The organism is Williamsia muralis NBRC 105860 (genome assembly GCF_001598915.1).
Classification (GTDB): domain Bacteria; phylum Actinomycetota; class Actinomycetes; order Mycobacteriales; family Mycobacteriaceae; genus Williamsia; species Williamsia muralis.
The window spans coordinates 491,239-515,267 of sequence record NZ_BDAP01000001.1 but is presented as its reverse complement, the minus strand read 5'-3'; the positions used below and the strand labels follow the sequence as shown (position 1 = coordinate 515,267).

General features: G+C 62.8%; 31 protein-coding genes. 9 read left to right on the top strand and 22 right to left on the bottom strand.

The features are described from left to right. The gene (locus WIMU1_RS02505; RefSeq protein WP_062795006.1) at positions 1-675 is read left to right on the top strand and encodes a TetR/AcrR family transcriptional regulator; all 675 of its coding nucleotides are present in this window, start codon (positions 1-3) and stop codon (positions 673-675) included. Between the two features lie 4 nt (positions 676-679). On the opposite strand, the gene WIMU1_RS02500 is transcribed toward WIMU1_RS02505, so the two are convergent. The 8 genes from WIMU1_RS02500 to WIMU1_RS02465 form a co-directional block, all read right to left on the bottom strand. Beyond that, positions 680-1,396: a GAF and ANTAR domain-containing protein gene (locus WIMU1_RS02500; RefSeq protein ID WP_255283868.1), complete on the bottom strand. Its 717-nt coding sequence runs from the start codon at positions 1,394-1,396 to the stop codon at positions 680-682. 313 nt (positions 1,397-1,709) lie between these two features. Next, entirely contained in the window at positions 1,710-1,907 is a 198-nt protein-coding gene (locus tag WIMU1_RS02495) for a CsbD family protein (RefSeq protein WP_062795004.1), read from the bottom strand. Next, positions 1,894-2,508 (bottom strand): hypothetical protein, encoded by a 615-nt coding sequence (locus WIMU1_RS02490; RefSeq protein ID WP_174548693.1) that lies wholly within the window; start codon positions 2,506-2,508, stop codon positions 1,894-1,896. Before WIMU1_RS02490 ends, WIMU1_RS02495 begins: the two co-directional genes overlap by 14 nt. Beyond that, positions 2,505-2,975, bottom strand: coding sequence for a DUF6286 domain-containing protein (locus WIMU1_RS02485; RefSeq protein ID WP_147431434.1), 471 nt, complete (start codon positions 2,973-2,975; stop codon positions 2,505-2,507). Before WIMU1_RS02485 ends, WIMU1_RS02490 begins: the two co-directional genes overlap by 4 nt. Positions 2,976-3,121: 146 nt before the next feature. Further along, positions 3,122-3,577, bottom strand: coding sequence for an Asp23/Gls24 family envelope stress response protein (locus WIMU1_RS02480; RefSeq protein ID WP_062795002.1), 456 nt, complete (start codon positions 3,575-3,577; stop codon positions 3,122-3,124). Then, positions 3,570-3,752 (bottom strand): hypothetical protein, encoded by a 183-nt coding sequence (locus WIMU1_RS02475; protein ID WP_062795001.1) that lies wholly within the window; start codon positions 3,750-3,752, stop codon positions 3,570-3,572. Before WIMU1_RS02475 ends, WIMU1_RS02480 begins: the two co-directional genes overlap by 8 nt. Then, positions 3,749-4,045: a hypothetical protein gene (locus WIMU1_RS02470; RefSeq protein ID WP_245969145.1), complete on the bottom strand. Its 297-nt coding sequence runs from the start codon at positions 4,043-4,045 to the stop codon at positions 3,749-3,751. The genes WIMU1_RS02475 and WIMU1_RS02470 overlap by 4 nt, the downstream gene beginning before the upstream one ends. A gap of 41 nt (positions 4,046-4,086) precedes the next feature. Then, positions 4,087-4,548, bottom strand: a complete 462-nt coding sequence (locus WIMU1_RS02465) for an Asp23/Gls24 family envelope stress response protein (RefSeq protein WP_062794999.1) — start codon at positions 4,546-4,548, stop codon at positions 4,087-4,089. Between the two features lie 685 nt (positions 4,549-5,233). On the opposite strand from WIMU1_RS02465, the gene WIMU1_RS02460 reads away from it, so the two are divergent. Next, positions 5,234-5,848, top strand: coding sequence for an RNA polymerase sigma factor (locus WIMU1_RS02460; protein ID WP_062795744.1), 615 nt, complete (start codon positions 5,234-5,236; stop codon positions 5,846-5,848). Continuing rightward, complete coding sequence (locus WIMU1_RS02455) at positions 5,845-6,318, top strand: hypothetical protein (protein WP_062794998.1); 474 nt, start codon at positions 5,845-5,847, stop codon at positions 6,316-6,318. The genes WIMU1_RS02460 and WIMU1_RS02455 overlap by 4 nt, the downstream gene beginning before the upstream one ends. Before the next feature lie 19 nt (positions 6,319-6,337). Here WIMU1_RS02455 and WIMU1_RS02450 read toward each other — a convergent pair whose 3' ends face one another. Next, positions 6,338-6,697: a hypothetical protein gene (locus WIMU1_RS02450; RefSeq protein ID WP_147431435.1), complete on the bottom strand. Its 360-nt coding sequence runs from the start codon at positions 6,695-6,697 to the stop codon at positions 6,338-6,340. Positions 6,698-7,109: 412 nt separating this feature from the next. Here WIMU1_RS02450 and WIMU1_RS02445 point away from each other — a divergent pair, with 412 nt between their 5' ends. Then, positions 7,110-7,394, top strand: coding sequence for a hypothetical protein (locus WIMU1_RS02445; RefSeq protein WP_147431436.1), 285 nt, complete (start codon positions 7,110-7,112; stop codon positions 7,392-7,394). 62 nt (positions 7,395-7,456) lie between these two features. Here WIMU1_RS02445 and WIMU1_RS02440 read toward each other — a convergent pair whose 3' ends face one another. From WIMU1_RS02440 to WIMU1_RS02425, 4 genes are all read right to left on the bottom strand, one after another. Next, positions 7,457-8,161 carry a cation efflux transmembrane domain-containing protein gene (locus WIMU1_RS02440; protein WP_062794995.1) on the bottom strand — a complete coding sequence of 235 codons (705 nt, stop codon included), beginning with the start codon at positions 8,159-8,161 and terminating at the stop codon, positions 7,457-7,459. Then, complete coding sequence (locus tag WIMU1_RS02435) at positions 8,161-8,508, bottom strand: ArsR/SmtB family transcription factor (RefSeq protein ID WP_371850276.1); 348 nt, start codon at positions 8,506-8,508, stop codon at positions 8,161-8,163. The genes WIMU1_RS02440 and WIMU1_RS02435 overlap by 1 nt, the downstream gene beginning before the upstream one ends. A 53-nt stretch (positions 8,509-8,561) precedes the next feature. Continuing rightward, positions 8,562-9,779 (bottom strand): L,D-transpeptidase, encoded by a 1,218-nt coding sequence (locus tag WIMU1_RS02430; protein ID WP_051406456.1) that lies wholly within the window; start codon positions 9,777-9,779, stop codon positions 8,562-8,564. 128 nt (positions 9,780-9,907) lie between these two features. Further along, positions 9,908-10,450, bottom strand: coding sequence for a hypothetical protein (locus WIMU1_RS02425; protein WP_062794994.1), 543 nt, complete (start codon positions 10,448-10,450; stop codon positions 9,908-9,910). 156 nt (positions 10,451-10,606) lie between these two features. On the opposite strand from WIMU1_RS02425, the gene WIMU1_RS02420 reads away from it, so the two are divergent. Further along, entirely contained in the window at positions 10,607-11,035 is a 429-nt protein-coding gene (locus WIMU1_RS02420; protein ID WP_211339034.1) for an MmcQ/YjbR family DNA-binding protein, read from the top strand. A 36-nt stretch (positions 11,036-11,071) separates the two neighbouring features. On the opposite strand, the gene WIMU1_RS02415 is transcribed toward WIMU1_RS02420, so the two are convergent. Beyond that, on the bottom strand, positions 11,072-11,443 hold the full coding sequence (locus tag WIMU1_RS02415) for a winged helix-turn-helix transcriptional regulator (protein WP_062794993.1): 372 nt from the start codon (positions 11,441-11,443) through the stop codon (positions 11,072-11,074). A gap of 79 nt (positions 11,444-11,522) precedes the next feature. Here WIMU1_RS02415 and WIMU1_RS02410 point away from each other — a divergent pair, with 79 nt between their 5' ends. After that, positions 11,523-11,933 (top strand): RidA family protein, encoded by a 411-nt coding sequence (locus tag WIMU1_RS02410; RefSeq protein WP_062794992.1) that lies wholly within the window; start codon positions 11,523-11,525, stop codon positions 11,931-11,933. A 31-nt stretch (positions 11,934-11,964) separates the two neighbouring features. Here WIMU1_RS02410 and WIMU1_RS02405 read toward each other — a convergent pair whose 3' ends face one another. From WIMU1_RS02405 to WIMU1_RS02395, 3 genes are read right to left on the bottom strand one after another with little or no spacing between them, the layout of a single operon-like run. Further along, positions 11,965-13,182 (bottom strand): oxygenase MpaB family protein, encoded by a 1,218-nt coding sequence (locus tag WIMU1_RS02405; RefSeq protein ID WP_062794991.1) that lies wholly within the window; start codon positions 13,180-13,182, stop codon positions 11,965-11,967. Further along, a complete protein-coding gene (locus WIMU1_RS02400) occupies positions 13,133-13,798 on the bottom strand; it encodes a TetR/AcrR family transcriptional regulator (protein ID WP_062794990.1) in 666 nt (221 codons plus the stop codon). Before WIMU1_RS02400 ends, WIMU1_RS02405 begins: the two co-directional genes overlap by 50 nt. 48 nt (positions 13,799-13,846) lie before the next feature. After that, on the bottom strand, positions 13,847-15,634 hold the full coding sequence (locus WIMU1_RS02395; protein WP_062794989.1) for a hydroxysqualene dehydroxylase: 1,788 nt from the start codon (positions 15,632-15,634) through the stop codon (positions 13,847-13,849). A 229-nt stretch (positions 15,635-15,863) separates the two neighbouring features. On the opposite strand from WIMU1_RS02395, the gene WIMU1_RS02390 reads away from it, so the two are divergent. After that, positions 15,864-17,006, top strand: coding sequence for an acyl-CoA dehydrogenase family protein (locus WIMU1_RS02390; RefSeq protein ID WP_062794988.1), 1,143 nt, complete (start codon positions 15,864-15,866; stop codon positions 17,004-17,006). A gap of 1 nt (position 17,007) precedes the next feature. Here WIMU1_RS02390 and WIMU1_RS02385 read toward each other — a convergent pair whose 3' ends face one another. The 3 genes from WIMU1_RS02385 to WIMU1_RS02375 form a co-directional block, all read right to left on the bottom strand. Further along, positions 17,008-18,387 carry an FAD-binding oxidoreductase gene (locus tag WIMU1_RS02385; protein WP_084247959.1) on the bottom strand — a complete coding sequence of 460 codons (1,380 nt, stop codon included), beginning with the start codon at positions 18,385-18,387 and terminating at the stop codon, positions 17,008-17,010. Next, positions 18,384-19,868: an APC family permease gene (locus tag WIMU1_RS02380; RefSeq protein WP_084247958.1), complete on the bottom strand. Its 1,485-nt coding sequence runs from the start codon at positions 19,866-19,868 to the stop codon at positions 18,384-18,386. Before WIMU1_RS02380 ends, WIMU1_RS02385 begins: the two co-directional genes overlap by 4 nt. 156 nt (positions 19,869-20,024) lie before the next feature. Beyond that, complete coding sequence (locus WIMU1_RS02375; RefSeq protein WP_062795733.1) at positions 20,025-20,408, bottom strand: response regulator transcription factor; 384 nt, start codon at positions 20,406-20,408, stop codon at positions 20,025-20,027. Between the two features lie 473 nt (positions 20,409-20,881). Between WIMU1_RS02375 and WIMU1_RS02370 the strand changes: the two genes are divergently transcribed. Beyond that, positions 20,882-21,427, top strand: a complete 546-nt coding sequence (locus tag WIMU1_RS02370) for a TetR/AcrR family transcriptional regulator (RefSeq protein WP_120802861.1) — start codon at positions 20,882-20,884, stop codon at positions 21,425-21,427. Between the two features lie 107 nt (positions 21,428-21,534). Here the strand turns inward: WIMU1_RS02370 and WIMU1_RS02365 are convergent, their stop codons facing one another. Beyond that, positions 21,535-22,086, bottom strand: a complete 552-nt coding sequence (locus WIMU1_RS02365) for a TetR/AcrR family transcriptional regulator (RefSeq protein ID WP_062794986.1) — start codon at positions 22,084-22,086, stop codon at positions 21,535-21,537. Positions 22,087-22,202: 116 nt separating this feature from the next. On the opposite strand from WIMU1_RS02365, the gene WIMU1_RS02360 reads away from it, so the two are divergent. Further along, entirely contained in the window at positions 22,203-23,165 is a 963-nt protein-coding gene (locus tag WIMU1_RS02360) for an alpha/beta hydrolase (RefSeq protein WP_062794985.1), read from the top strand. 73 nt (positions 23,166-23,238) lie between these two features. On the opposite strand, the gene WIMU1_RS02355 is transcribed toward WIMU1_RS02360, so the two are convergent. Further along, entirely contained in the window at positions 23,239-24,015 is a 777-nt protein-coding gene (locus WIMU1_RS02355) for an SDR family oxidoreductase (RefSeq protein ID WP_307714067.1), read from the bottom strand. Positions 24,016-24,029 lie beyond the last annotated feature (14 nt).

The following is a 24,029-nucleotide window of genomic DNA, read 5'->3' as shown; positions in this document are numbered from 1 at the left end:
GTGACGCAGGGTAATCGACTCGAGCGCCGCAAGGCGCGCACCCGGGCGGCGCTTGTCACCGCTGCGCAGGGTTTCATCGCCGACGGCAGAGTCAATGCGCCCGTCCTGGAGATCACGCAAGCCGCCGACGTCGGAATGGGCTCGTTCTACAACCACTTCGAGAGCAAGGAAGACCTGTTCAGCGCCGCAATCGACAGTGCACTCGAATCGGTCGGGGCGTACCTCGACACCTTGACCGAGGGGCTCGAAGACCCGGTCGAGATGTTCACTCAATCATTCCGACTGGCCGGACGACTGTTCCGCCTCGAGCCAGACCTGAGCCGAGTGCTCCTGAACTCGGCGATGTCGCCGATCACCTCGGATCTCGGTCTTGCTCCGCGATCGCGCCGGGACATCCTCGCCGCATCGCAGCAAGGCCGGTTCGACGTCGAAGACGTTGAGCTCGCGTTGGCGCTCGTGGCGGGATCCCTACTCGCACTGGGGCGTCTGTTGCTGGATGACGCTGATCGAAACAGCGAAGCCGCGGTCGACCGAATGGCGACAGACGTGCTGAGAGCGCTCGGGGTGCCGCTGGCCGAAGCCCACGAACTCTGCCACCGGCCTCTCCCCCCGTCCTACGACTCCGCGCTTCGCTCGGTCATCGAACGAGCCATCCCACCGTCAGATCCTGCCTGATCGTTCAGGAGCCTGCGGTTCGCGCTTTTCTCGGATGGTCTGCGTTGACGAGCTGGGCACAGATGTCGACCACAGTGACATTGGTTTCCTGCGATAGTTCCCGCAGGATGCCGAAGGCCTGGGCAGCGTCGATCGCAAACCTCTCCATGAGCATCCCTTTGGCTTGTCCGATGAGATCTCGTGACTCCAAGGCTCTGTTGATGTGCTGGAGTCGATCTGCCGCCGACAAGGCGATTGCGGCGTGGGTCGCCAGGATGACCGCATCTTCTCTGATCTCACAGGTGAATGCCGAAGGCTCGACGGCGAACAAGTTGAGCGCGCCGAGAGCTTGGTCTGCAGCCCTGAGCTGAATCGACATCAGTGATCTGATCTCGGTCTGCTCGAGCACCGCAGCCATCAGGGCAGGCCATCGGGTCTCGGTGGTCACAGCGTTGACCGTCAGCGGCCCGGGTTGCCACACCGCGTCAAAGCAAGGCCCGGTTCCGTGTTCGTGGTGCAACGCATCGATGCGCGTGGAGACATCCTCGTCGACGAAGGACGGACCGATCTGGTTCGTGCGGCCGCGCACGTGCTTACTGACCAAGGTCACACTCGCGTAGTCAACCGCCGGCAGTAGTCCGACAGCTGCTCTACGCACCTCTCGAAGTACCTCATCGGGCGTCAGGCCAGTCCAGGGCCCGTGCAATCGAAGGGCGCACTCGGCCAGTTCTTTGTGAAACATCGAATTGTGCTGGTTGCGTTCGGCGTCCACTCTCAAACGCTGCATCTCGGACGCGGTCGGTCTGTCAATTGACCGCAACCCAGGCGACTATCGAGGCTATGACCGCCAAGCCGGAGAGACCAACAACAAACAGACGTGTTTCAAGCGCACCCGCTGGTTCGGCCGAATGATTCTCGAGCTTGTCCCCGCCTCTGCGAGCCGTATCCTCGCTCACTGCTGCCTCCGTTCCCCGGGTTCGTGTTTCTCGCATCGATAAGCCAGCATCCGAGTCGGCTCCGAGGGTTTTCGTCCTACTTCCTGGGGCATGTCGGAGCTAGCCGCCGGTCAGCTTGTTCTTGATGTTGGTGGCGGCGTCCTTGAGGTCTTCGACACCGTCTTTGACTGCTGCCGACAACTGGTCGGCCTTGCCCTCGCCCTTGAGTTCATCGTTGCCGGTCAGGTCACCGGTGACCTCTTTCGCTTTGCCACCGAGATCTTCGGTCTTGTTGGACAACCTGTCATCGAGTCCCACTGGATTCTCCTTCTTCATAAAAGCGCCGGTCGCCAAATCGGCGGTTGTCAGCGTTGTTCTCCATGTGCAGCAGTGCCTGAACACGCAGGTCTGCGCCATCGACCGCGGTCCGGATCAGCTCGACGCTGTCCTCCACCACCGCAGTGATTTCGTCGTAGGTGTGATGTGGCTGCGCGGTCACGGTGATCCGTACCAGCTTGCGTCCACGATCGTCGGTGGCAACCGCTTTCACTCGGTCGAACATGCGGTGCCCGCGCAGGTCGTCTGCCACCGACGAAGCCAACAGCTTCGGCGGGATCGTCAGAGACCCGCCGGAATCGCTTCCCGTCAGCTGTATGTCGCCGATCTTCCCGGTTCTGAGTGCGGTCAAGACCAGTGACGTTCCCCAGAAGAGCGCGACGATTGCGACAGCGGCCAGCACTGCGGGCCACCAACGACCGTCTGCTGCCCGTTGCGGCGCATCGAAGTCGATCCTGTTCACCAGTTGCCGAATCGAGTCGACCTCGAGGCGCCACCCGATTGCTGCAACACCCGCTGCCACCAACAGTGCGCCGATCAGCCCAACCGTGAAACGGTGCCCCGCCGCCGGTCCGTGGTTCATCGTCGACCACCTTCTGTCACACGCGGGGCCACGGTTTTGATGTTGGCGCGCAAGGGTATGTCGATTGCCGACAACACCTCGTCAACTGCAGTCTGTACGGTCTCGGTGTCGTAAAGGCCGGACGCCTCGACGGTGACCTTTACCCGCCGCCGACCGACAACGGTTTCGGCGAGTGCGACGCCGGGGAGCGCCGTCACCGCGCTGGTGCATCGCCTGGCGATGTCGCTTCGCCGGGTCCACAGCGCTTCATGCCCGGCGAGCTGAACGTACTTTCGCCGACGGGGGCGAAGCGACTGCCACAAGCAGCCCAGCCCGACAGCCACGGCGGCGGCCGCAGCCGGCCACATCCATTGTTGCCATGAGCTTTCCGCCACCCACCGTGCCGCGGAGTGACTCCACTGCCGTCCACTGACCCACCCGATTTCGATCAGTAGATCGTGTATGGCGATCGCGGCCACAACGAGCATGAACACTCCGAATACGGCCCCAGTCCTGGCCGCCCCCGGCGCTTCACTCGGTGGCAGCACTCTTGCCGGGCGAAGGCTCGTGAATTGTTCTGTCGCAACATCTACACGGTCAGGTGCATCAGCTGTTGTGGAACGATGTCGCGCACTCAAGCCTGCTCACCCACTCCCCTGTACTCGCGTTCTCCTTCAGCGGTGGGTAGCTCCACCAGCCTGGCATGCGACCGACCTGCAATGCCGTGTCCGCCATGGCGGCCCGAACTCGATATCATCTGCGCCACAGACACATCGACTCGAGACGGAGCCAGGCCCGTCAGGCGGTTCATGTCGTGCGCCACCTGCCGACGGACCTGCCTGCAGACTTCGGCGACTGCGCTCGGCCAGCGCAGAGCCACAATCACCATGAACTGCGGACCGGCGCTCGGCGCCATGTCAACTCGCACCTGCGGGTAGGTCGCACCGACGACTGCACCCAGTCCGCTGTGGTGTCGCACCACAGCATCAACCGAGAGTGCCGCGCGTGTAGCAATTTTCGCGGCCACCCGGTCGGCGATGACGAGGGTGCCACGGTCCGCACGAGCGGTCGCGTCGGCTGAATCAGCCACGATCGCGTCTCCGCACGAGCGCACTCAGGTCGATGACCCCGTCTCGTTGCAGTCCGAGGGCAAGTCCGATTCCACCCAGGAGCACACCGATCACGAAGCCGCCGAATCCACCGGTGACCGCCGCGATCGCCAGCAGCAGTCCGGCCAGCAAACCGATGCCGGCGTTGGTGCTCATGTGAGCTCGTTTCGGTGGGCAACAGCGGCATCTCTGGTGGTGATGTCGTCGATCGTGACCGAAACCGGTTTGCCGGTGATCGATTCGGCGATGTCGCGCGCACGGGCGCCGACGGCCAGCAAGTCCGAACCCGCCGTGGCGACGATGTGCACCTCACCACGCGCGTCGGACAGGGCCACTCCGTTGATTCGAGTTCCCGGCAGGTAGGTTGCGATCTCGCCGAACACGCCGCCATACAGGCCGGCGACGCCGTCGATCTCACACACCGCATCGGCGACCCGTCGGGCCTCCACACCCAATCCCCCTGACGCGGAGGATCTCTGATTACCCTGCATCACTGCACTCGTGGATTGTCTGAGGCGTCGTCGTCCACTGCGATGTCGTGGACGGTGACGTTGACCTCCGTCACTTCGAGTCCGGTCATCTGCTCGATCGCATTGACCACGTTGCGACGAATTGCAGCAGCGAGCTGGTGAATTGCCACGCCGTAGTCGGCCACGATGCCCACATCGACGGCTGCTTGCCGCTCACCGACCTCGACCTCGATCCCCTGGGTCGACGCCGTCGAGGTGCCCGGCAGCACGTCACGGACGCGTCCGACCACTCGCTCCGCACTTCCGCCCAGGTCGCTGACTCCACTGATCTCGCGGGCGGCGATTCCTGCGATCTTCGCGACCACGGTTTGGGAGATTGCCGTGCGGCCTCGATCACCACTCGTGGGAACCACACTCTTGCCACCAGTGGCTGCGCCCTGTGCGCTTGTGTCCTTTGCAGGTGTGGTCGTCGTGTCAGACATCAGCAACTCCTTGTGCCCATTTCTTCGGCTCGTCCCCGGAACTCGCTGGACGTTGGCCCTTCACCGAGTTAGTCCCGCCGGCAAAGTGAAACGGCACGCACGACTTCAAGCGATCTACGTCACAGGACCACGTCGACCTCCCCGCGCGGACGGCCATCTCGACAGACCAATAAGCATTGCTATGCTTCGCGCAGGGATTGGGGATCATTCGCGAAAAGACTGCCTCGGGTGGACTGCCACCGGATGGACTGACCTGCCGATCGTTGGTCAGCGGTGGAGTTTCATCGGCCGGTCGATCGGGGGTGAGTCAATAGCAGGCAGCGTTTGATGACCCGGCTGAGAACTCGGTCGGTTCGACACCGATCAACGCTGCCCTCGGGTGTCGGCCCGCTTCATCGAAGCGCGGCCGGGGGCAAAGGAGTAGCTGGCGTTCATGTCAACGGTTCATCACAGACATTCGACTCGGGGCGCCCGGCCAGATTGCCCGACGGCCGACCAAGCGCCTTCCTCGCCATCTGGACAAGGAACTACGACGTCATTGGGTAACCTTGGTGAACCGTCCTGACAACGGGAGTATTCGTGCAGCGTGCAAAAAGGCGCGCGCATGACCGAACGCGACCACGAGAAGCCTGACGCGGGTCCGGCCGACGAGTCGCCCGATGATCGGTCGGCAGACACGCATCCGATGGGTGGTCGGCTATCGCTGACCGAGCTATCCGATGACGAACTCGCCGGGGCAGCTGCGGTAGGGGACCAGGAGGCGTTCGGTGTTCTCATCGCAAGGGTGTCTCCCATATTGCTGCGATATCTGCAGCGGATGGCCGATCCCGTCAGCGCTGAAGACCTCGCGCAGGAAACACTCCTCAGTGTCTGGAAAGGGCTTCCCGACTTTGATTTTCGCAGCTCGTTCCGAACCTGGATGTTCACCATCGCCTATCGTCGTCTGGCCGATTCACTTCGAAAGAAGCGTGATGTCCCGACCGACGAAGCACGATTCGTCGATCTCGAATCACCAGAGCCACTGCCCGCTGAAGTCGCCATGGGCACTTCTCTGCTCGAGGCGCTGCGCACCGAACTGGACGCTCTCCCGCCGACGTCACGATCCACATGGTGGTTGCGTGAGGTCGAGGGACTGTCGTTGGCAGAGATTGCCCGGGTGCTCCAGATCAGCACAGGTTCCGCGCGTGGCCACCTTCAACGCAGCCGGCGGTATCTGGCCACACGCCTGGCACCCTGGCGCCCCGGCAGCACCGAGCACATGTCGGAGCCAGACTCCACGGCCGACGGAGCGTCTTCATGAGTGATGACGTCCACGACGACTACGACGACGATCTCGATCCGACCGATGCGTGGTTGGTCGAGGCCAGCCATCATCTCGATGACACCGACAGCGATGTGTCTCGACTCGTGGCCCGAATCTCGTCCAGCCTCAATCGGGTTCGTCGACCCGCTCGTGCACTGGCAACGGATATGCCCGGGGTCTGGATCAGCGACCGCGTTGTCAAACAACTATTGGCGACGCAGATCAGAACCGGACTCGGTCGCCTGGTGGTGTTCGCTTCACTCGACGGTGCCGGCGACCAGATACATGCTGTCCGAATCGGATTGATCGCGCGGTATCGAGATGACCTGCCCGTCATGTCGGATCACATTCGCGATGCAATCGAGGACGTGCTCGTCCGCACCCTGGGCGCCAAAGTCACTGCACAGGCTTGCCGCGCAATCCACGTGCGCTGGCAAGACGTGTACTCACGCGAATGGCTCAGCTGAGCAGTGGCCGCAGCACCGTTCAGCCCTCGACGGCGACCACCACCTCGCTGATCGACTGAGCCAGGCGCTGATGGTGGGTTTGCGTGAGAGGCACCAGTGCACCAGTGGATGCACGGGCCGTGACGGCGACTGCACCAAAGATGGGTACGTGGGCCCCGTGGCAACGCAAGAGCATCACCGAGGCGATCGCGTTGAACGCCGGATTTCGTTGATAGACATCAGGTTCGATCGGAACCCACATATCCAGGTGGTTGTCCAACAGCTCCAGTCCAAAAGCCCGGACGGGGCCGCCGAGAAGCCGTCCGACATCACCCTCTGACCGCAACGAGCCCAGCGTTGTATAGACCGAACGCGTATCGGAAACGACAAGCGCATTCATCATTGCCTCCTATGGCCACAGATCATCACGGCGAAGTCGTCACGTTTGCTAATGCCCACCCGGCCACCGAGCCGGCCATCCCCTCGATACGCCTCAGGCGCAGCGGCGAAAATGTAACATACGCAATCCGCTGTGCAGGATCAAGACGCATTCCAGTCGTAGGCCACTCGCGCATATATGTGATGCAGATCACTACAATTTGCCGTGCGCTTCCCCCCGCGTGAACCGACTAACTTTCGAAGCCCCAGAAGAAAGGTGCTCGATGCGGAGGAATCTCGACGAACCCAGCTTATTTCCCAAAAGGCTTCGCACTCTGCTCGATTCGATACCCGGGCAGAACGGTGAACCGATGACGGGTGCTGAATTGGCCGCACGCGCGAACGCGAGAGGCTTCGCACTATCCAAGTCGCGTGTGCGGCAACTTCAACACGGTCTCGCCCCCACCTTTTCCGACGTCGAGGCAATCTCCGGCGGACTGGACGTCGACATACGCTACTTCCTCGAGGCCCCGGGCTCACGCCGAATCTCTGGTGTAGCCGGCGAGCGAATTGTTCAGGAGGCCCTGACTCCTACTGCGGACGCCGCAGTCCGCGAGATCTTGATCGGCCTGATCGGACTGTCCGACGACGCTGTCGCGACCGTGGCCGACGTCATCCAAACCTTGGGTAACAGACCCGCGCAATCACATTCGGGCTGACGATCACCATTCCTGCTTCTTCGCCCGTTTGCACAGGAACACGTTGCCGCGCAAGCAAGTTGTCAGGGACAGCAGTCGCAGTCGTGTCCCGCTGAGCGACCTTTGTCGATGCCTACCGGCGAGGGGCAACAGGTGTCGCCCTTCCAGGCACTGACGCCCTCCCGCACCGCAATGGCGGCAACGAGCAGCGCGGCGATCGGGTCTGCCCAAGACCAGCCGACGGTGCTGTTGAGCACCAATCCCAGCAGCACTATGGCCGAGAGGTAGGTGCACAGCAACGTCTGCTTGGAATCGGCAACAGCGGACAACGAGCCGAGTTCTCGTCCCGCGCGACGTTGCGCCCAGGACAAGATGGGCATGATGATCACACTGGTGGCAGTAAGAACGATGCCAACGACCGAGTGACCGGCTTCTCCCCCGCCCGCCAAAGCACGCAGAGCGTCAACGCTCACGTACAACGCGAGAGCGAAAAACGAGAAGGCGATGATGCGCAGCGCAATCTTCTCGCGGTCCTCGGGTTTGCTACCGGCGAACTGCCAGGCCACCGCCGCCGCAGACGACACCTCGATGATCGAGTCCAGACCGAAACCGATCAGGGCAACCGACGAGACACGTGCACCCTCGCTGATCGCAACGATCCCCTCGACCACGTTGTAGGCGATGGTGATCGCCACGAACCACCGAATTCGTCTGGCCAACACGTTCTTCCGCGCCTCAGGCACTGCTTCAGCAGCCGCCCGCCCCGGCACGCCCAGGTGCTGAGACATCAGCAGCAGTTCTGTGTTGGAGCAGCGTCGCAGCAGTCGGGGTCCACCGCCAGCACCACACCGAGCAGATCATTGAGCGCCACACCGATTCTGGCGTCGGCCAGTTCATAGCGGCTTCGCCGGCCTTCTGGCACCGCGACCACCAGACCGCACCCGCGCAGGCACGCCAGATGATTGGACAGGGTTTGACGAGAGACGCCGATCCGGTCGGCAAGGTCTGATGGGTAGGCGGGACCATCCCGCAAGATCATCAGCACCTCGGTACGGGTCACGTCCGAGAGCGCATAGCCGAATCGGGACAGCGCATCTCGGTGCATCGCAGCAGTGGTCACCCACTGATAGTACATAGATTTCTGAATTCAGCGATACCTTGATCGGCTTGCAGCCGCCGAGCGTAGGACTACAAGGCGCTGCCGGCCACCCACTGCTCCCAGGGAATGCTCCAGTCACCGTTCTGCCACTGTTCCAACGGTGGCCCGCCGGTGTTGCGCACCTCGACAACATCTCCCGTCACCGACAGGTCGTAGAACCACCTGGCGTTGTCCGGGTTCAGGTTCAGACAGCCCGACGACATGTTCGTGTTGCCTTGTTGGGCGATGGTGTCCTCGAGCTGGTGCAGGTAGATCCCGTCATTGCTGATGCGGGTGGCGTAGTAGATGGTCTCGCGGTAGCCGAGCCGGGAGTTGACCGGAAGGCCGTAGGTCGAGGAGTCCATGATCACCGGGTTGGCCTTGCTGAGAACGGTATAGACGCCCGATTGGGTCCAGAAATGGATGGTTTTGCCGTTGACGGTTTCGGTGCCGCCGCGGCCCATCGAGGTGGGCATCGTGCGTGCGAGTTGCCCGTTGACGTACACGCTGACTTGCTTGGTGGTGTCGTCGGCGATGGACACGTGGGAGTCGCCGATCGTGAATGAGCAGGCGGCGTTGTCCTGGCCGTAGAGCCCGTTTCCGAGGTCGATGCCGTACACGTCAGCGCGTGCTGTGACCCGCGTACCCGGCGCGTAATACTCACGAGGGCGCCAATGCACGTTCTGATCATCGAGCCAGCTCCACTGGCCTTCCACGGCGGGCTCGGTCTGGATCGACAGGCACCGTTGAGCGGCTGCCCGGTCGGGCACCGGTTCGTCGAAGTGCACGACCGTCACGATGCCGATTCCGAACGTGGCGCCGTCGACCAGCGCATTACCACCGGTGGTGACAAAGGACGGCATGGTCAGATTGTTCGGCGCCAGGGTGCTGAACGAGCTCGAATGCGTACGGGTGCGGCCCTCGTCGTCACGCGTAGTCACCTGCAGTGCATACGTTTTGGTGTACCCCAGCGGTGTCTCCGGTTTCCACGCGGCCCGATCGGGTGTCATCACTCCCGGGACGACGCGGCCCTCGTTGTTCGTCATCACCACATCGACCAGAGTTCCTTGGGTCACCGAGACCAACACCGGACCCAGCGGATCGAAGTTCGCCGCACCCGCGGCCGGTTCGAAGGTAACCACGGCCTCTGGAGGAGGCGCCGATGCGGACTTCTTCTGTGGGGAAGATCCGCCGTCCGTCGAGCACGCGGCCACCACAGCCGCCAGCGCACCTCCCCCGGCGATGAGCAGCCCGCGCCGACTGATCAGACCACCTTGATCCCGATGGCTTTCGACCACTCGACACACTCCTCCACGACGACTACCTACAGACTGCTGACAGTTTACGGATTCTTTAAGAAAACCGTCATCCGTCCGATCGGGCCCGGGGCCGGCGATCAGCCGAGGAGTCGACGTTTGGCCCGCTCGCGCGAGATCGGGCCGACATCTGGGTGGCGACCGGGGAACACAGCCGCATGCTGCTGGCCGGGGCCTGGCCCACGCCGAGCTGCGAGGGCGTCTGTGATGACTCCTGTGGTGAAGGCGTACACGGCTTTGTGGAGGACGTCGATCGCGATCTCTGACCGAGGCCACGTCTCCGGAGGGGCGCCGACACCCGTCGCGTTCTCCAAGATCTGGTCGTTGGTCAGGCGGACGACGGTGAACTTCGCCGATGCCACCGGGCCACGCAGACCGACCTCCGACATCACCGACCGGAGAACGCCCAGCGCCGCGGCCTGGCCGTAATGCATCGCCCAGTTGGCCCACACCGGTTGCTGACCGGGCTTCTCGCCCAACCCGGTCAACCGTTCGAGCACCCGCGCCGGAACGTACGAACTCGGGCGTCCGGTCAGTTTCTGTTCGAACTTTTCCCCGAGCGTCATCACGGCGCCACCGACGGTGCCGGCGACCAATCCCTCGATCACAGAGTTCTTCAACATGCCTCCACGGGTACCCACTGCGCGCACGCCGAATCGCGTGAGACCACTTCCGCACCACGGGTGATGCCGACGCACAACGGTGAACAAAAGACTGTCGGTTCGCCCGAGCACTCGAAGGGAGGTCGAGCGCGCAGATGCAGAGTTACGGTAGCGGTCGTGAACAGCTCCGAGACCCCGGACGATTCGCCGACACGGACGCCATCGTTCGACGACATCGCAGGGCGGGTCCGTGAGCTTTGCCTGGTCCACCCCGAGGTTCGCGAAGAGCAGGCGTGGGTGGGCCTCCGATGGTGCGTCGGCACCAAGACATTCGCTCACGTCCTCGACATCGTCGACGGCCATCCTCCGGCTTACGCCACTGCCGCGGACACGGACGGACCCGCGTCAGTCCTCATGTTCCGATCGGGCGGCGACGAACTCGAGGCCTTACGTCACACCGGTGCACCCTTCTTTGCCACGTCATGGCGCCGTGACGAAATCGGGCTGATACTCGGGCATGAGACGGATTGGGAAGAAGTCGCCGAACTGCTGACCGAGAGCTATCTACTGCGCGCACCGCAGAGACTCCGGGGCGACGGCCAGTAGTTGTCGCGCAACGTATGCCGGGCCGACAATTCATCTTCAGTCATCATCGGCCGCATCGAACTCGGCACGGGCCCTTTCGATGTCGGGCATGTGCGCGGTGGCCCACTGGAGGATGACGTCGATCGGCGGGCGGAGCGTCTTTCCCAGCGGGGTGATCCGGTACTCGACCGCGACCGGTCGCGAGCTGAGCAGTACCCGTTCCACGATCCCGTTCCTCTCGAGCTTGCGAAGCGTTGCGGTGAGGGACTTCTGGGTGACAACCGGAATCGATCGCCGCAATTCGTTGAAACGACGTGGGCGCTCACAGAGCTCGTTGAGGACCGCCAACGACCACTTGTCGAGCACCTGGTCGAGCAGCTCGCGGTGTGGTGCGCTGACCGTGAGTTCGGCCGCCGAGGTATCCGTCATGAAACCTGGTCTCCTTGAAGTGTCCTTGATGTACCAGGTATCAAATCTATACCCACCCCGACAAGCACAAGGAGAGAACATGACCGTCGATTACTCCACCCCCGCAGGCATGACCCAGCCGACGCCTTACCACCACATCGCAGTGGGTACCGGGTCACGGCACGTGCACGTCAGTGGTCAGATCGCCCGTCTCGCCGACGGAACGCCGGTGGCTCCCGACGACCTGGCCGGACAGGTTGAGCAGGCTCTGCGCAACACAGCGACGGGATTGGCTGGTGCCGGTGCCGCCTTCTCGGACGTGCTGCGACTGACGTTCTATGTCACGCACTGGACGCCGGAAAAGATCACCGAGTTCATGACTGGGGTCGAGCGCGTCTCTGCCGAGATCGGATTGCCGCAGCCGATGCCGCCTGCCTCACTGATCGGGGTCGACTACCTCTTCGAACCCGACGTCCTTGTCGAAGTCGAGGCCACCGCCATCCTCGACTGACGGGCGGGACCGATTGCCGATGGTGTGGGTACTAGCCGTTGGCGTGGGCAGCATACTGCCCGACAACGACATTGGTGTCACCGATCAGTCGGCGTAAGAACGCTTCCTGCTCCTGCCTCCCATGCCTCGCGGCGCGCTCGGTGCCGCCGGGAATCAGCCGGAACCATGCCGTGCGTGCAAGATTGATCGGTATTCTCACGGCCGGATACCACGGGGGGACCCAGGCAGGCAGCCCAAGGCGTTTCATCGCCGCCGGTCCCAGAAACGCGCTGGTCACCGACAGGTGCTGGGCGCGGGCAATGCGGCCGCGCACACCCGGCAGGTTCGGGTAGTTCCAGGACAAGGGGTCGTTCATCATCGGTAGCGCCATCTGTCGGCTGGTGTCATCGGGATTGGTGATCGCGGCAAGGCAGTGATGCAACAGCGCCACCCCATCGTGGAAGCTGCGTGGCAGCCAGTGCTCCTCTACCCCGATCAGCCAGCCGACGTACCGGGTCAGGTGGGCCGCAGCTTCCATATCGCTGCGCGAGGGAATGAGACCGAAGGCCATGCCACCTACGATCGGTGCCAGCAATGCTCCCAAAAGCGTTGCAGCCATGTCGGTTTGGTTGATGGGGATACCCCACTCGTCGGTGCACCAATCGGGCATCGCACCCACGTGCCTGCGCACGATGGAGTGGATGAGGCGCACGTGCAGAGTGGATTGATAGCCCTGCCCGAACTTGGCCATGCCGTGGTCGCTCGAGATGTCCATGGCCCACTGGAGTGTCTCTGCGAAACGTCGGGCAGGGCCGGTTTCGAGCGCACCGGTACGAATGAGCGTCTTGTTGAATCCGGACGCGAGGTAGCCCCCTAGGAACGACACGTCTCGCGAGAAGTACAGCGAATCAGTGCCACCTGAGCGATAAACCCTCTCTCCGTGGCGCAGGAGACCTTCGTCAACCCAGTCAGGCGTGTCTTCGACCATCTCGAAAAAGAGCCGAAGGGGCGGCGGCGCATCCGGCATGGTGTCGATCCCAGTACGCAGGGCCTGGTCGAAGAGTGGCCGCGTGTCCGCCATGCCCTCGGCGTACATCCAGTCGACGAGACGGTCCATCGGGTCATCACCGATCAGCAACGATTCGCCCAACGCGCCCCACCTTTGGGGAGTGGGGCTCCCTATCCTCAGCAAGCGGGCGAACGGGCCGAGTCCCGGGCCTTTACGGGGCTTGCGGGGATGCCGGGTGGGTACTGCTGCTGATGGTGTCATCGGGATTGTCCTCCGGTGATGCGGTGATGCCGTACTTGATGAGGGGCACGAGAGTTGTGCGAACGAACCGACGGGCTTGCTCGTGGTCGGTGAAGTCGACGCTCCCCCCGCTTCCAGGAGTGAGCATCAGTGAATGCGATAGTCGGGCAACCAGTTCGGCGATCGGCCTCGGGTCGTAGCGGGCAATGACACCGGCCTGTTGGGCGTGGTCGAGGAGCCCGACGATGTAGTCGATGCCGATACCGACGAGCCGCTCGCCCTGGACGGTGTAAAAGGTGAGGGCTTCTTCGGGCGCGACACGAAGGAGCTGTGTCACCAACGTGTGGATGCGGGTCTGCAGCAGCACGTGGAGCACTGTCTCTTCGATCTGGGCGTCGACCCCTGGCGCAGTCGTCGCGATTGCCGTGACCTCGGCCAACATTCGGCGTGTCTCGCGCTCGAGCACCGCCTCGATCAGATTGTCTTTGCCCACGAACCGGCGGTGAATCGTGGCCCTGTTCATCCCGATTCGGCGGGCGATGTCTTCCAGACTCGCTCGACGAATCCCTACCTGGAGGATCCGGTCGAGCGTGGCGTCCATGATCTTCTCGTCGACTTCGTCGTGCTCTACCGTCATGTAGCGACTCTACAAACCGTGTTGCATTGCGTCGACCACCCGGAGACGTCACGGGATGTCCAATACGTTCGGCAACCCCGCGCGCCATCGGTCGCGATCCAGTTGACGCGCGCCATCGAACTCGGCGATCGTGGTGTGTTGCCACAGCCGTGCCCGTGAGGCGTTTGATCCCGACGCATCGAGCACAGCGTTCGCCGCATTGCGGCCGCCCTCGTTCGCGCTTTCCATTGTCGCGAGATCGATCTGGCTGCGGCAATAGTCGCCGGCCAGGAACAGATTCGGTATCCCGGTGCCCGCATTGGGCCGGTTGTCCCAGGAGCCGGCCGTATTGATCAGCAACGGGTCCTCGTTCGTCAATGCGCGGGTCTGTGGATTCCAGCCGATACCCGGATCGAGGAACCAGCCCTTCAAGTTTGCGTCGGTCAATTTGTCTGGCAACAACAATCGACCCGACTGCGTGGTCACGACCTGGTGCCAGGTCTCCCGGGCGATCTCTTCTGGGCTGCACTGTTTGGCGGTCTTGCCGTTCGACCCGGGCGTGTTCCACTCGGAGATGTCCACCGACAAGATGTCGCGGACCGTGCCGTCCCCGTAGTCGCGGGCGATGTTGCGGCCATGCCAGAACTGGCCCTGCTGGATGCCGGTCAACCGCCACGGCGATTCGATGAACCCTATGTGCCCCGGAGCGATGGACTCATTGATGTCGAGGTAGAACTGGATGCCGGTCATCCAGTCGGAGAACAACTTCGAGATCCTCTCGAGCGAAGGATCGAGCTCCAACACGTCCGGACCCAGGAGCGGGACCACCTTTTCGGGCGGCACTGCCAACACGAACCAATCTGCGGGCACCTCTGTCGGGCGGCCGCTTGCGTCGGTCATCCGAGCCGATGCGATTCGTCCGTCCGCGGTGGTCAGCGACTGCAGTGTGCTGCCCATTTCGAACCGAACGCCCATGCCGCGCAGGTGCGCCACCCATGGGTCGATCCACGCCTCGTTCGTGGGCGCATTCAAGACCATGTCCGGATAGCCCTGCGACCCGCGGTTGATGATGTTCAGGAGGAAGGCTTCGGCCATGTTGCAGATGGTTCGGGCGCTGGCGATGTTCTCCTTCGCCGCAACCAAAGTCCTGGTGACAGTGGAGATCACCCACAGATAGTTCGGATGGGCGTTCTCGGCGCGGGCGAAGTGGGCGAATGTCTGGTACTCGTACTGACCGAACCGCCGCTCGTCGCAGCTGGTGAAGTACACCAGCAACCTCTGTGCCAGACCCAGCAGGTCCAGATAGGGCAGCCGCGGCGCGTAGATCAACCCGCCGAGCAGCGACTTGACCAACCGTTCGGGGTGAGCAGCCAGACCGATCGCGTTGAAGTCCAAAGCGAACGGCGCAGTGATCTCAGGGCCGTTGTATGCCCCCGTGGCCGTCAGGGCCGGCACCAGATTGTCACGGACCCCGTTTACATTGCCACGGAACGGTATTCGCCGCATCGTGTCCGGAACAGCCTGATAGAAGCCAGGGAAGAACCGGAACCCGTGCTCCCCCGGCAACGGCCTACGACCACCACCGAAGCGCATGGTGGTGGCGTCCATGCTGCGCGCTTTGCCTCCGAGTGCGCGCCGTTCGTACACCGTGACCTCGTAGCCACGCTCGGCCAACTCGTGCGCCGCGGTCAACCCCGCGATACCTCCACCGAGAACGGCCACCCGGCGATCAGTGGGCGGAGCGGCCCACACCTGCCCCAGACCCAGATGTCCGGCTGCGGCTGTGCCCGCCACAGCCGCGGACCCCATCGCCATCCCGCGCAACACCGCGCGGCGAGAAACCCCCGAATTGTCCATGTCATACGCCTTCGTAGGCCAGAGACACGCGGACCATGCATCTAGATCCAGCGCGTCAATGGGAAGTCAATGCCACAACTATAGATACACTGTTGCATTCGCTGGTGCCGGAAATTGGCCGAACTGGGAAAATAGGAGCCACTGGCGCCACCGTCATCTCGCTGTGCGATAGTGACATCCATCATTGTTACAATGCCTACTGACATGGTGCGGCCGATGAAAGGTACCGATGACCCACACCTCATCCTGGGTGACTCCTGATCTCGAAGCTCTACGCGGATTGATCAAGTCGTTCCTCGACAAGCACGTCATTCCGAACACCGAGAAGTACACGTCGCAACACCATGTGGATCGCGATCTGTGGAACCAGGCCGGCGAATTGGGGCTGCTGTGCATGTCGATTCCAGAGGAGTACGGCGGCGGCGGCGGCACGTTCGCGCACGAGGCGGTGTTGATCGAAGAGCAAGCGCGAGCGGGTGATTCGTCGTGGGGTGTGAGCCTGCACAACGGGATCGTCGCCCACTACCTGCTCGAGTACGGATCAGAGGAGCAGAAGCAGCGTTGGTTGCCGAAGATGGCAACCGGCGAGGTTGTCGGCGCCATCGCGATGACAGAACCCGGCACGGGCTCCGATCTGCAGAACATCTCGACCAAAGCGATCCGCGACGCAGACGAATACGTGATCGACGGGTCCAAGACGTTCATCACAAACGGATCGCAGGCCGACCTCATCATCGTGGTGGCCAAGACCGACACCAGCAAAGGCGCAGAAGGCATCTCGCTGATTCTCGTCGAGGGTGACCGGCAGGGTTTCCGCCGCGGCCGGATTCTGGACAAGATCGGGCAACGTGGACAGGACACGTCGGAGCTGTTCTTCGACAGCGTTCGGGTACCGACCGCGAACCTCCTGGGAACCGATGAAGGATTGGGCTTTGTCCAATTGATGCAGCAACTACCCCAGGAGCGATTGATCATCGCCGTGGCCTCGGTCGCCGGGATGGAGTCTGCTGTCGCCCAGACACTCGCCTACACCAAGGAGCGGACAGCGTTCGGCCGCCCCATCTTCGGGTTCCAGAACACCAAGTTCAAACTCGCCGAAGCCGCGACAGAGACAACGATCGCCCGCGTCTTCATCGACGACTGCATTCGCAAACACCTCGCCGGCGAGCTCGACATCCCCACGGTGGCGATGGCCAAGTGGTGGACCTCGGACCGCGCGATGACAGTGCTCGACGACTGCATGCAACTCTTCGGTGGATACGGGTACATGAGCGAGTACCCCATCGGCCGCATGTGGGCAGATGGACGGGTTCAGAAGATCTACGCCGGCACCAACGAGATCATGAAGGAAATCATCGCTCGCTCACTATGATTCAGCTCTCGGGTTGTGAAAGCCCTTGCTCGAAGCTGAATACACCGGTCGGGTCGTACTGCGCTTTGATCGCCTTCAATCGCTCGACGCCGGATCCCCAGTAGGCGGTTTGCCAGTCGGCCATGTCGGCGTTCGGGACGTTGCTGTACGCCCCGGAAACATAGGGCGCCAGCGCTTTCGTGAAGTCGTCCACCCAGGACAGGCACACTGTCGACAGGGGATCCGCCGCCGCGGCCTCTGCTCCCCTTGTTCCCCATCCGGCACCGGGCTCGGCGTAGAAGATCGCGTTGCGGTGCGCGAATACCGACCCACCGGACGGCTCGGTATGGGTCACCGCGCCCCCGAAGGCGTTGGTGAAGTAGTTGCACTCTGCAGTCGGAGCAGTCGCGATGTACTGACAGACCAGGTCGATCGCTTCCGGCGGGAACGGTTCTGAGATGAACTGGGACTGGAACTTCCAGTTGGCCGGCTCGTCCTCGGTCGGAATCTGGAATGCCGTGTAGGTGTCGACCCAACTCGCGTCCGACGTTGTCACCTCTGGCGCACCGACGGACAGGATCGGACCGAGCAGTTCCAACGCCTCGTGTGGTGTCCCCGTTGCCAGAACACCCAAGAGTTGGACCTGTTCGCTGTTGATCTCGATCTGACTGGTGAGCCGGTTGTCCGTCGCCGGCGCCGAGCGCTGCCACGCATCGAACACAGCGTGCAGGTGGTCGAGACCAGACCATGTGGCGGTGACGTAGATCGTCTGCGTCAGCGGATGGACGCGGTAGGTCAACGACGTCACGATCCCGAAGTTGCCGTTGCCTGCACCACGTAACGCCCAGAGCAGATCCGGGTTGCTCGTCTCGTCGACCGTGATGACCTCTGCACCTCGGTCATTGTCAGCGACGACTATTTCGGCTGCCAACAAGTTGTCCGATGCCATACCGAGGTAGCGGGTCAACAAACCGAAACCGCCCCCGAGCGTGGCGCCGACCAGTCCGACCGTGCCCTCGGTTCCCGTCGGTGCCGCAAAGCCCGCACGCCCCAATGCAGTCACGGCTTCGAGTTGGTTGAGCCCAGCGCCCACCGTCGCCGTCTGTGATTCCGCGTTCAGCGACACCGATTTCATCTCGCTGACATCGATCACGATGCCGTCGTCGACACTCGACCAACCCTCGAGGCAATGTCCCCCGCTACGTACCCGAAGCGAAACAGCGTTCTGCCGTGCCCATGTGAGCGCATTGACGACGTCTTCGGTCACCTGCGGATACACGACAACCTGGGGTGTTTGGGTGAACAGCAGGTTCCATCCGGAACTCGCCTCTTGATACTGCGGGTCCCCGGGGCGCACGATTCGGCCGGTCAGTTCCACCGGCCCGGACACCCGTTTGCTCACTCGGTCACCTCGACAACCGCGTCGACGGCGTCGCCACCGGCAGGCTCGGTCTCGAGCACCTCACGATTGAAGATCATCATCTTGGCGAAGTACACGCCACCCAACAGGATCAGGCCGGCGACGATCACGTTCGACGAGGTGGAGTCACCTGGAGTGACCAACACGAACAGCGCGAAGGCGACCCAGATCAAGGCTGCCACGGCAATCGGGAGTTCGAAGCGGCCGAGGCTGAACCCATCCTCTTTTCTTTCCAGCCGCTTGCGCACCACCAGATAGAGCACAACGATGGCGCCGTAGATGAGCGCAGGCAGAAGTGTCGAGGCGGTGATCAGCTTGATCAGCGCATCTCCGGGCAGCACGACCAACAAGACGACACCGACGACCAGGATGAGGAGGGTGGCCGGTACCGGGGTCTGGGTGCGGGGATTGACCTTACGCATCAGCCCATGTGCCGGGAACCGTTCATCACGGGCCATCGCGAACACCTGACGTGAGCACGCCGCCATCACCACCATTCCGGCGCCGAAGATCGCAAAGACGATGGCAGCCAGCAGGATTCGTTCCATCACCGGACCGAGTTGGTCTCGGATGATCGCTGCGACCGGCGACCCACTCTTACTGATCGCGTCCACATCGTCGATCGCGACGGTCAGCGCGAGCAAGAACAGGAACCCTGCCACCCCGGCGGCGAGCACGGAGGCAACGATCGCGCGCGGCACACTCCGGAACGGATCCTTGGCCTCTTCCGCGAGATTGGCCGCCGAATCGAATCCCACCAGCGTGGTCAGTCCCATCAGCATTCCGGCCATCAGTCCGCCGCCGATGGCGAAGTAATTGCTGTCGCCTTCGGTGATTCCCCGCGACGTCAGGTTGCTGACCTCACCGCTACCGGTGAACACCACCACCGCTGCCAGCGCGACAACGAGTATCGCGACGATCGCGAGCTCGACACCGACAGCACCCGAGGTGATCAAGCCCAGCAAGCGGGTCGACGCGATCACCAAGACAGCCTGAATGATCATGATGATCACCGTGATGATGCGGGCCGTGTCCTCGTTCGGATCCATCCCCACGAGCGGCATGAACGCCTGACTGGCCAGTGCACTGTCCATTGCGACGACTGCCGTGGCCAGGTACCAGAAGGTCAACCAGCCGAACAGCCAACCGACCTTCGGGTTCGCCAGCCTCGATGCCCACTGGTAGGACGAGCCGCTCAACGCGATCCGGGCCGCGAATTGAGCGACCACGAGGGCAACCAATGTCTGGCCGACGGCCGCGAACAGCCACAGCCAGATACCAACCGGGCCAGCGGTGACCAGCACTTCTCCGTACGTTGCAAAGACTCCCACCGCCACGGAGATGAACGCGAAGGAGATCGCGAACACCTGGAATCCGCCGAGAGTCCGCTGCAACTCGGGACCGGAATCCTGTGGGGGTAAGGAACTGTCGGCCGATGATTCATCTGTCAGGGGCGTGGGCACGCGGAATACCTCGATCGTTGTACGGAGGGCATCCCGTGCCTGCTGGTCGGAACGTCGGTACAACGCTAACCCGGATCAAGCAGCCTCGCGCTGAAACTTGCAGTAATGGGTATCTCTGTCTCGAACGAGGCGTTTCTGGCCCGGTCGACCCACGACTCAGAGATCGTCGATCAAAACGATTCCATCCTGGATGGCGCGTGCCACCAGAGCCGCTTTGGTGGGTGCACTTCGTCCGACGTCTCTGTACTTGACTCGAATGCGGGTGAGGTGTGTGTTGACCGTACCGAGCGAGATGCACAACCTCTGCGCGACAGATGATTTGGAGTCGAGTGCCAGCCACACTCGCAGCACTTGAACTTCTCGACCGGACAGGCCAGGCGAGGGATAGGTGGGGGCAACGGGCATGGCTCGCGCGGTCACGGCCAGGTCCGGCAGAGGCATCTGACGCTGCCGAAGGCGCGCCAGCGCCTCTTCACGGGTCGGGCGATGCCCCGCCCTGGGTCGACCGGGGTTACCAAAGTGGTTGCGCGGTAACGTCATCAAACGCTCCTTCCGTACGTGGCGCCGATCTTCGACGACCAACACGGACGAGTACACCCGGGCCACCCCGCTACCGATCCCAACAAACCAGACAGGTGTTCCCGCTGTCGAAGCGTCGCCTGGACAACGGATACTGCACAGCTGTGCAGTATAGGATAGGTTGGCATCCGACCGAACCGAACCATGGCCGCGGACAGGACAAAGGGTGAAGACCGTTTCTTCGCTTCGCGCACGCGAATCTGCACGAACCATTCACAGTGTCGACGACACACCGTCGACCCAACGCACAACACTCTCCTGCGAACATCGAGCAATGCTGTTGGTACTACCCGTCGTCGTGGGATGCGTCATCGTTCTCATCGCATTGGCACACTGACGATCGGTACCTGGCGGTGGAGACAGAGAGAGTGGGATAGGTGAACTCAGGCGCTACCGATTCGCCGCGACGACGCGGAGCCGGCAAGCAAGCACTGATGACTGCAACACTGCAGTTGATCGGCGAGCGAGGCCTCAACGGCTTCACCTTGCGCGATGTCGCCGAGCGGGTCCACATGTCCGTAGGGTCCACCACCTACCACTTCACCGATCGCGACCAGCTGCTCCGGGCCACCTTGCAACAGTTCTCGAGTTCCGTGGTCGAACGATGTGAGACCCTCATCGCGCAGTGGGACAGCGAGCAATCAACCCCGGAGCAACTTCTCGAGTCGATGCTCGGTGAACTGACCAACCTCTTCGCAGACGCCGGTGCCTCGCTCGCGCAGCTCGAGCTCTACGTCGCCGCCTCACGGCATCCCCACCTGGCAACTGCCGCAGCCGACTGCATCGCCGCATATTGCAATCTCATCGAGCACGCGCTCACCGCTGCAGGAGTCGATCCCGCGGCGGCGTCCGCCAGAGCACCTCGAATCGTCTGCTACCTCGACGGTCTCACCCTGCAGAGTGCCGCCACCGGAAAACCCATGACGCTGCCGGCCCATGCCGAGACCACTCTCTGGATTCTTGCCACCACAGACCCATAGACCCCACCAACTTCATCCCCCGGCACAGTTGCGGAGGGCACATAGCCACCCACCACCACCGACGGGGACGATCCTGGTGCAAATGCGGTGGCGGCCCGCCAAGATCCCTAGCGTGTTGGCAGGTCAACCATCCGCAGGAGTACGTCGACCGTTGCCCGGTTCTCGTCCTCACTGTTGGGATGGCTGAGCATGCTCTCGATGACAAAGACGATCACACGAGTCATCGCCCCCACGTCGGCGCCGGGTGCTCCTGACTGGGTCAGCTCGGACGCAATCCACCCTTCCCATGTCGAGTGAAAACCGCTGTGCCAGCTGTCGATATCGACAGAATGGGATGTGCGCACATGGACGGTGTCCACCAGCCGGTGGTATCGGGTGAGCTCTCGGACCGCCCAGAGGATGCGGTCGCCGAGCGGCCGCTCGCTCACGGCAGCAAAGCGGGTGAGGGTCTCGGCGTGTACTTCGTCGAGAACCGCGATCAGCAGCTGATCCTTGTCTCGGAAGTACCAATAGATGGTGTTCGCTGTCACGCCCGCCGCGGTCGCGATCTTTCCCATCGTCGTGTTGTCGTAACCCTCGTCGACGAACAGTGACGTGGCCGCAGCGATGATCTCGGCCCGCTTCTCAGCCCGGTCGACAGGCGCACGGTTCCGGGGCATGCCGGAATCCTATCTTGATTACCGTTCAAGGCGTTGCTACCGTCTTCTTGAACGCTGATCAAGAATGCGGTCGGTGTGTTCTACACACAGCCGCATCCCCACCCGAAGGACTTGCCATGCCTACTGATGCGTCCACCGCGGGTCCCGGCTACTCGCGCACCGACGAATGGTTCGACTCCGAGGGCGTGCGATGCGCGGCGGCCGTTTTCCGTCCGGCTGCCGCCACCGCCGACACGCCTGCGGTGGTGATGGCTCACGGATTCGGCACTCCCCGCGCCGTGCGGCTTTTCAACTATGCGGACGTCTTCGCCCGCGCCGGATACGTGGTTGTCGTGTTCGACTACCGGCACTTCGGAGACAGCGAGGGCGAGCCACGCCAGCTCCTCGACATCTCCAAGCAGCATCAGGACTACCGCAACGCCATTGCCTACGCCCGGTCGCTCGACGGTGCCCGTGCCCGGCGGATTGTCGGCTGGGGGACCTCGTTCGCAGGGGGCCACGTGCTCTCACTTGCGGGCAACGGCGAGGACTTCGCGGCCGCGATCGCACAGGTTCCCCACGTCAGCGGCCCCGCAGCGGTGCGAGCAACCGGTCTGCGCAACACTCTCCGAGTCCTCCCGTCCGCCGTCATCGACCAGACGCGGGCGCTGCTGAAGCGGTCACCGCGCTACATCAATTCAGTCGGTCGACCCGGCGACGTCGCCGTCATGACATCGCCTGACGCGATGGACGCACGGGACCGACTTATTGCTGAGTCGGGACTGACCATCAGCGATTATCCCGAAACCGTGGCCGCCCGAATACTTCTCAAGATCGGCCTCTATTCCCCGGGGCGCACAGCTGCTGCGATCACATGCCCCACGCTGATCCAGATCATGTCCGATGACGCCGTCACCCCGGCCTCTGTCGCCCAGAAAGTGGCGTCAAAGATCCCGCATGCGACAGTGCATGTGCACCGCGGTGGTCACTTCGACCCCTACGTGGACCCACTGTTCCCGACTGTGGTCGACGAGCAACTGTCGTTCTTGAAGACGGCCGTGCCCCTCGCGCACCCGAAAGGTGAAGGCGCCACACACTGAGCATGGTCTGCCTCCAGGTTGTTGACTGACCACCGGGAGGTGACAACGCGGCCTTGCCGCCGGCGGCGGCTGCTCAGCCGGCGCCGAGGAGCTGGCTCATCTGCGAGTAGAACGCGGCCGGGTCTCCGGCCAGCGACGCCTTCACCATCGCGGTCCAGTCGTCGACGATCACCTCGATCAACCCGTCGGTCAGACCGTCGAGTGAGAGACGCGGCACGTCGCGAGGATCGATTTTGGGCCCGTCATATCCAGCGGAGATGTCCGTGTCGGCCGCGCCCAACAGGACGCCTTGCACAAACGTCCCTTGCGATGAAAGTTCGAGCCGCACACCGTTTGTCATGTTCCATTCAGCCGCCTTGGCAGCAGAATACGACCCGGTGCCGGGAGCGGTGAACCACGACAGGGCAGACAAGACGTTGACGACCGCACCACCTCCCTGGGCGGCCAGCACGGGGGCGAACTCCCGGATCACGTCCAGCGTGCCCCAAAAGTGCGTGTCCATCTCGCGGCGGATCTCGGCCAGGTCACCGGTCACCAGAGGCGCGCCGGTGGCGATGCCGGCATTGTTGACGAGCAACGTGACATCGCTTGCGGCCGCTGCCGCAGCCACGACGGACTGATGGTCGAGCAGGTCGAGCCGCAACGGCACCACCCGGTCGTCGGAGAACTCCAAGGTCTCGGGGCGGCGGGCCGTCGCGTACACCTTGCCCGCTCCACGATCGAGGAGTTCGAGTACGTACTGGCGGCCGATTCCGCGGTTTGCGCCGGTGACGAGTGCGATCTGGTTGGTGATGTCCATGGGGACCATGCCTTCTACGAGAAGTTCTTTGTTCTTGGGATCGGGCCACATCTGCCCGACATCGG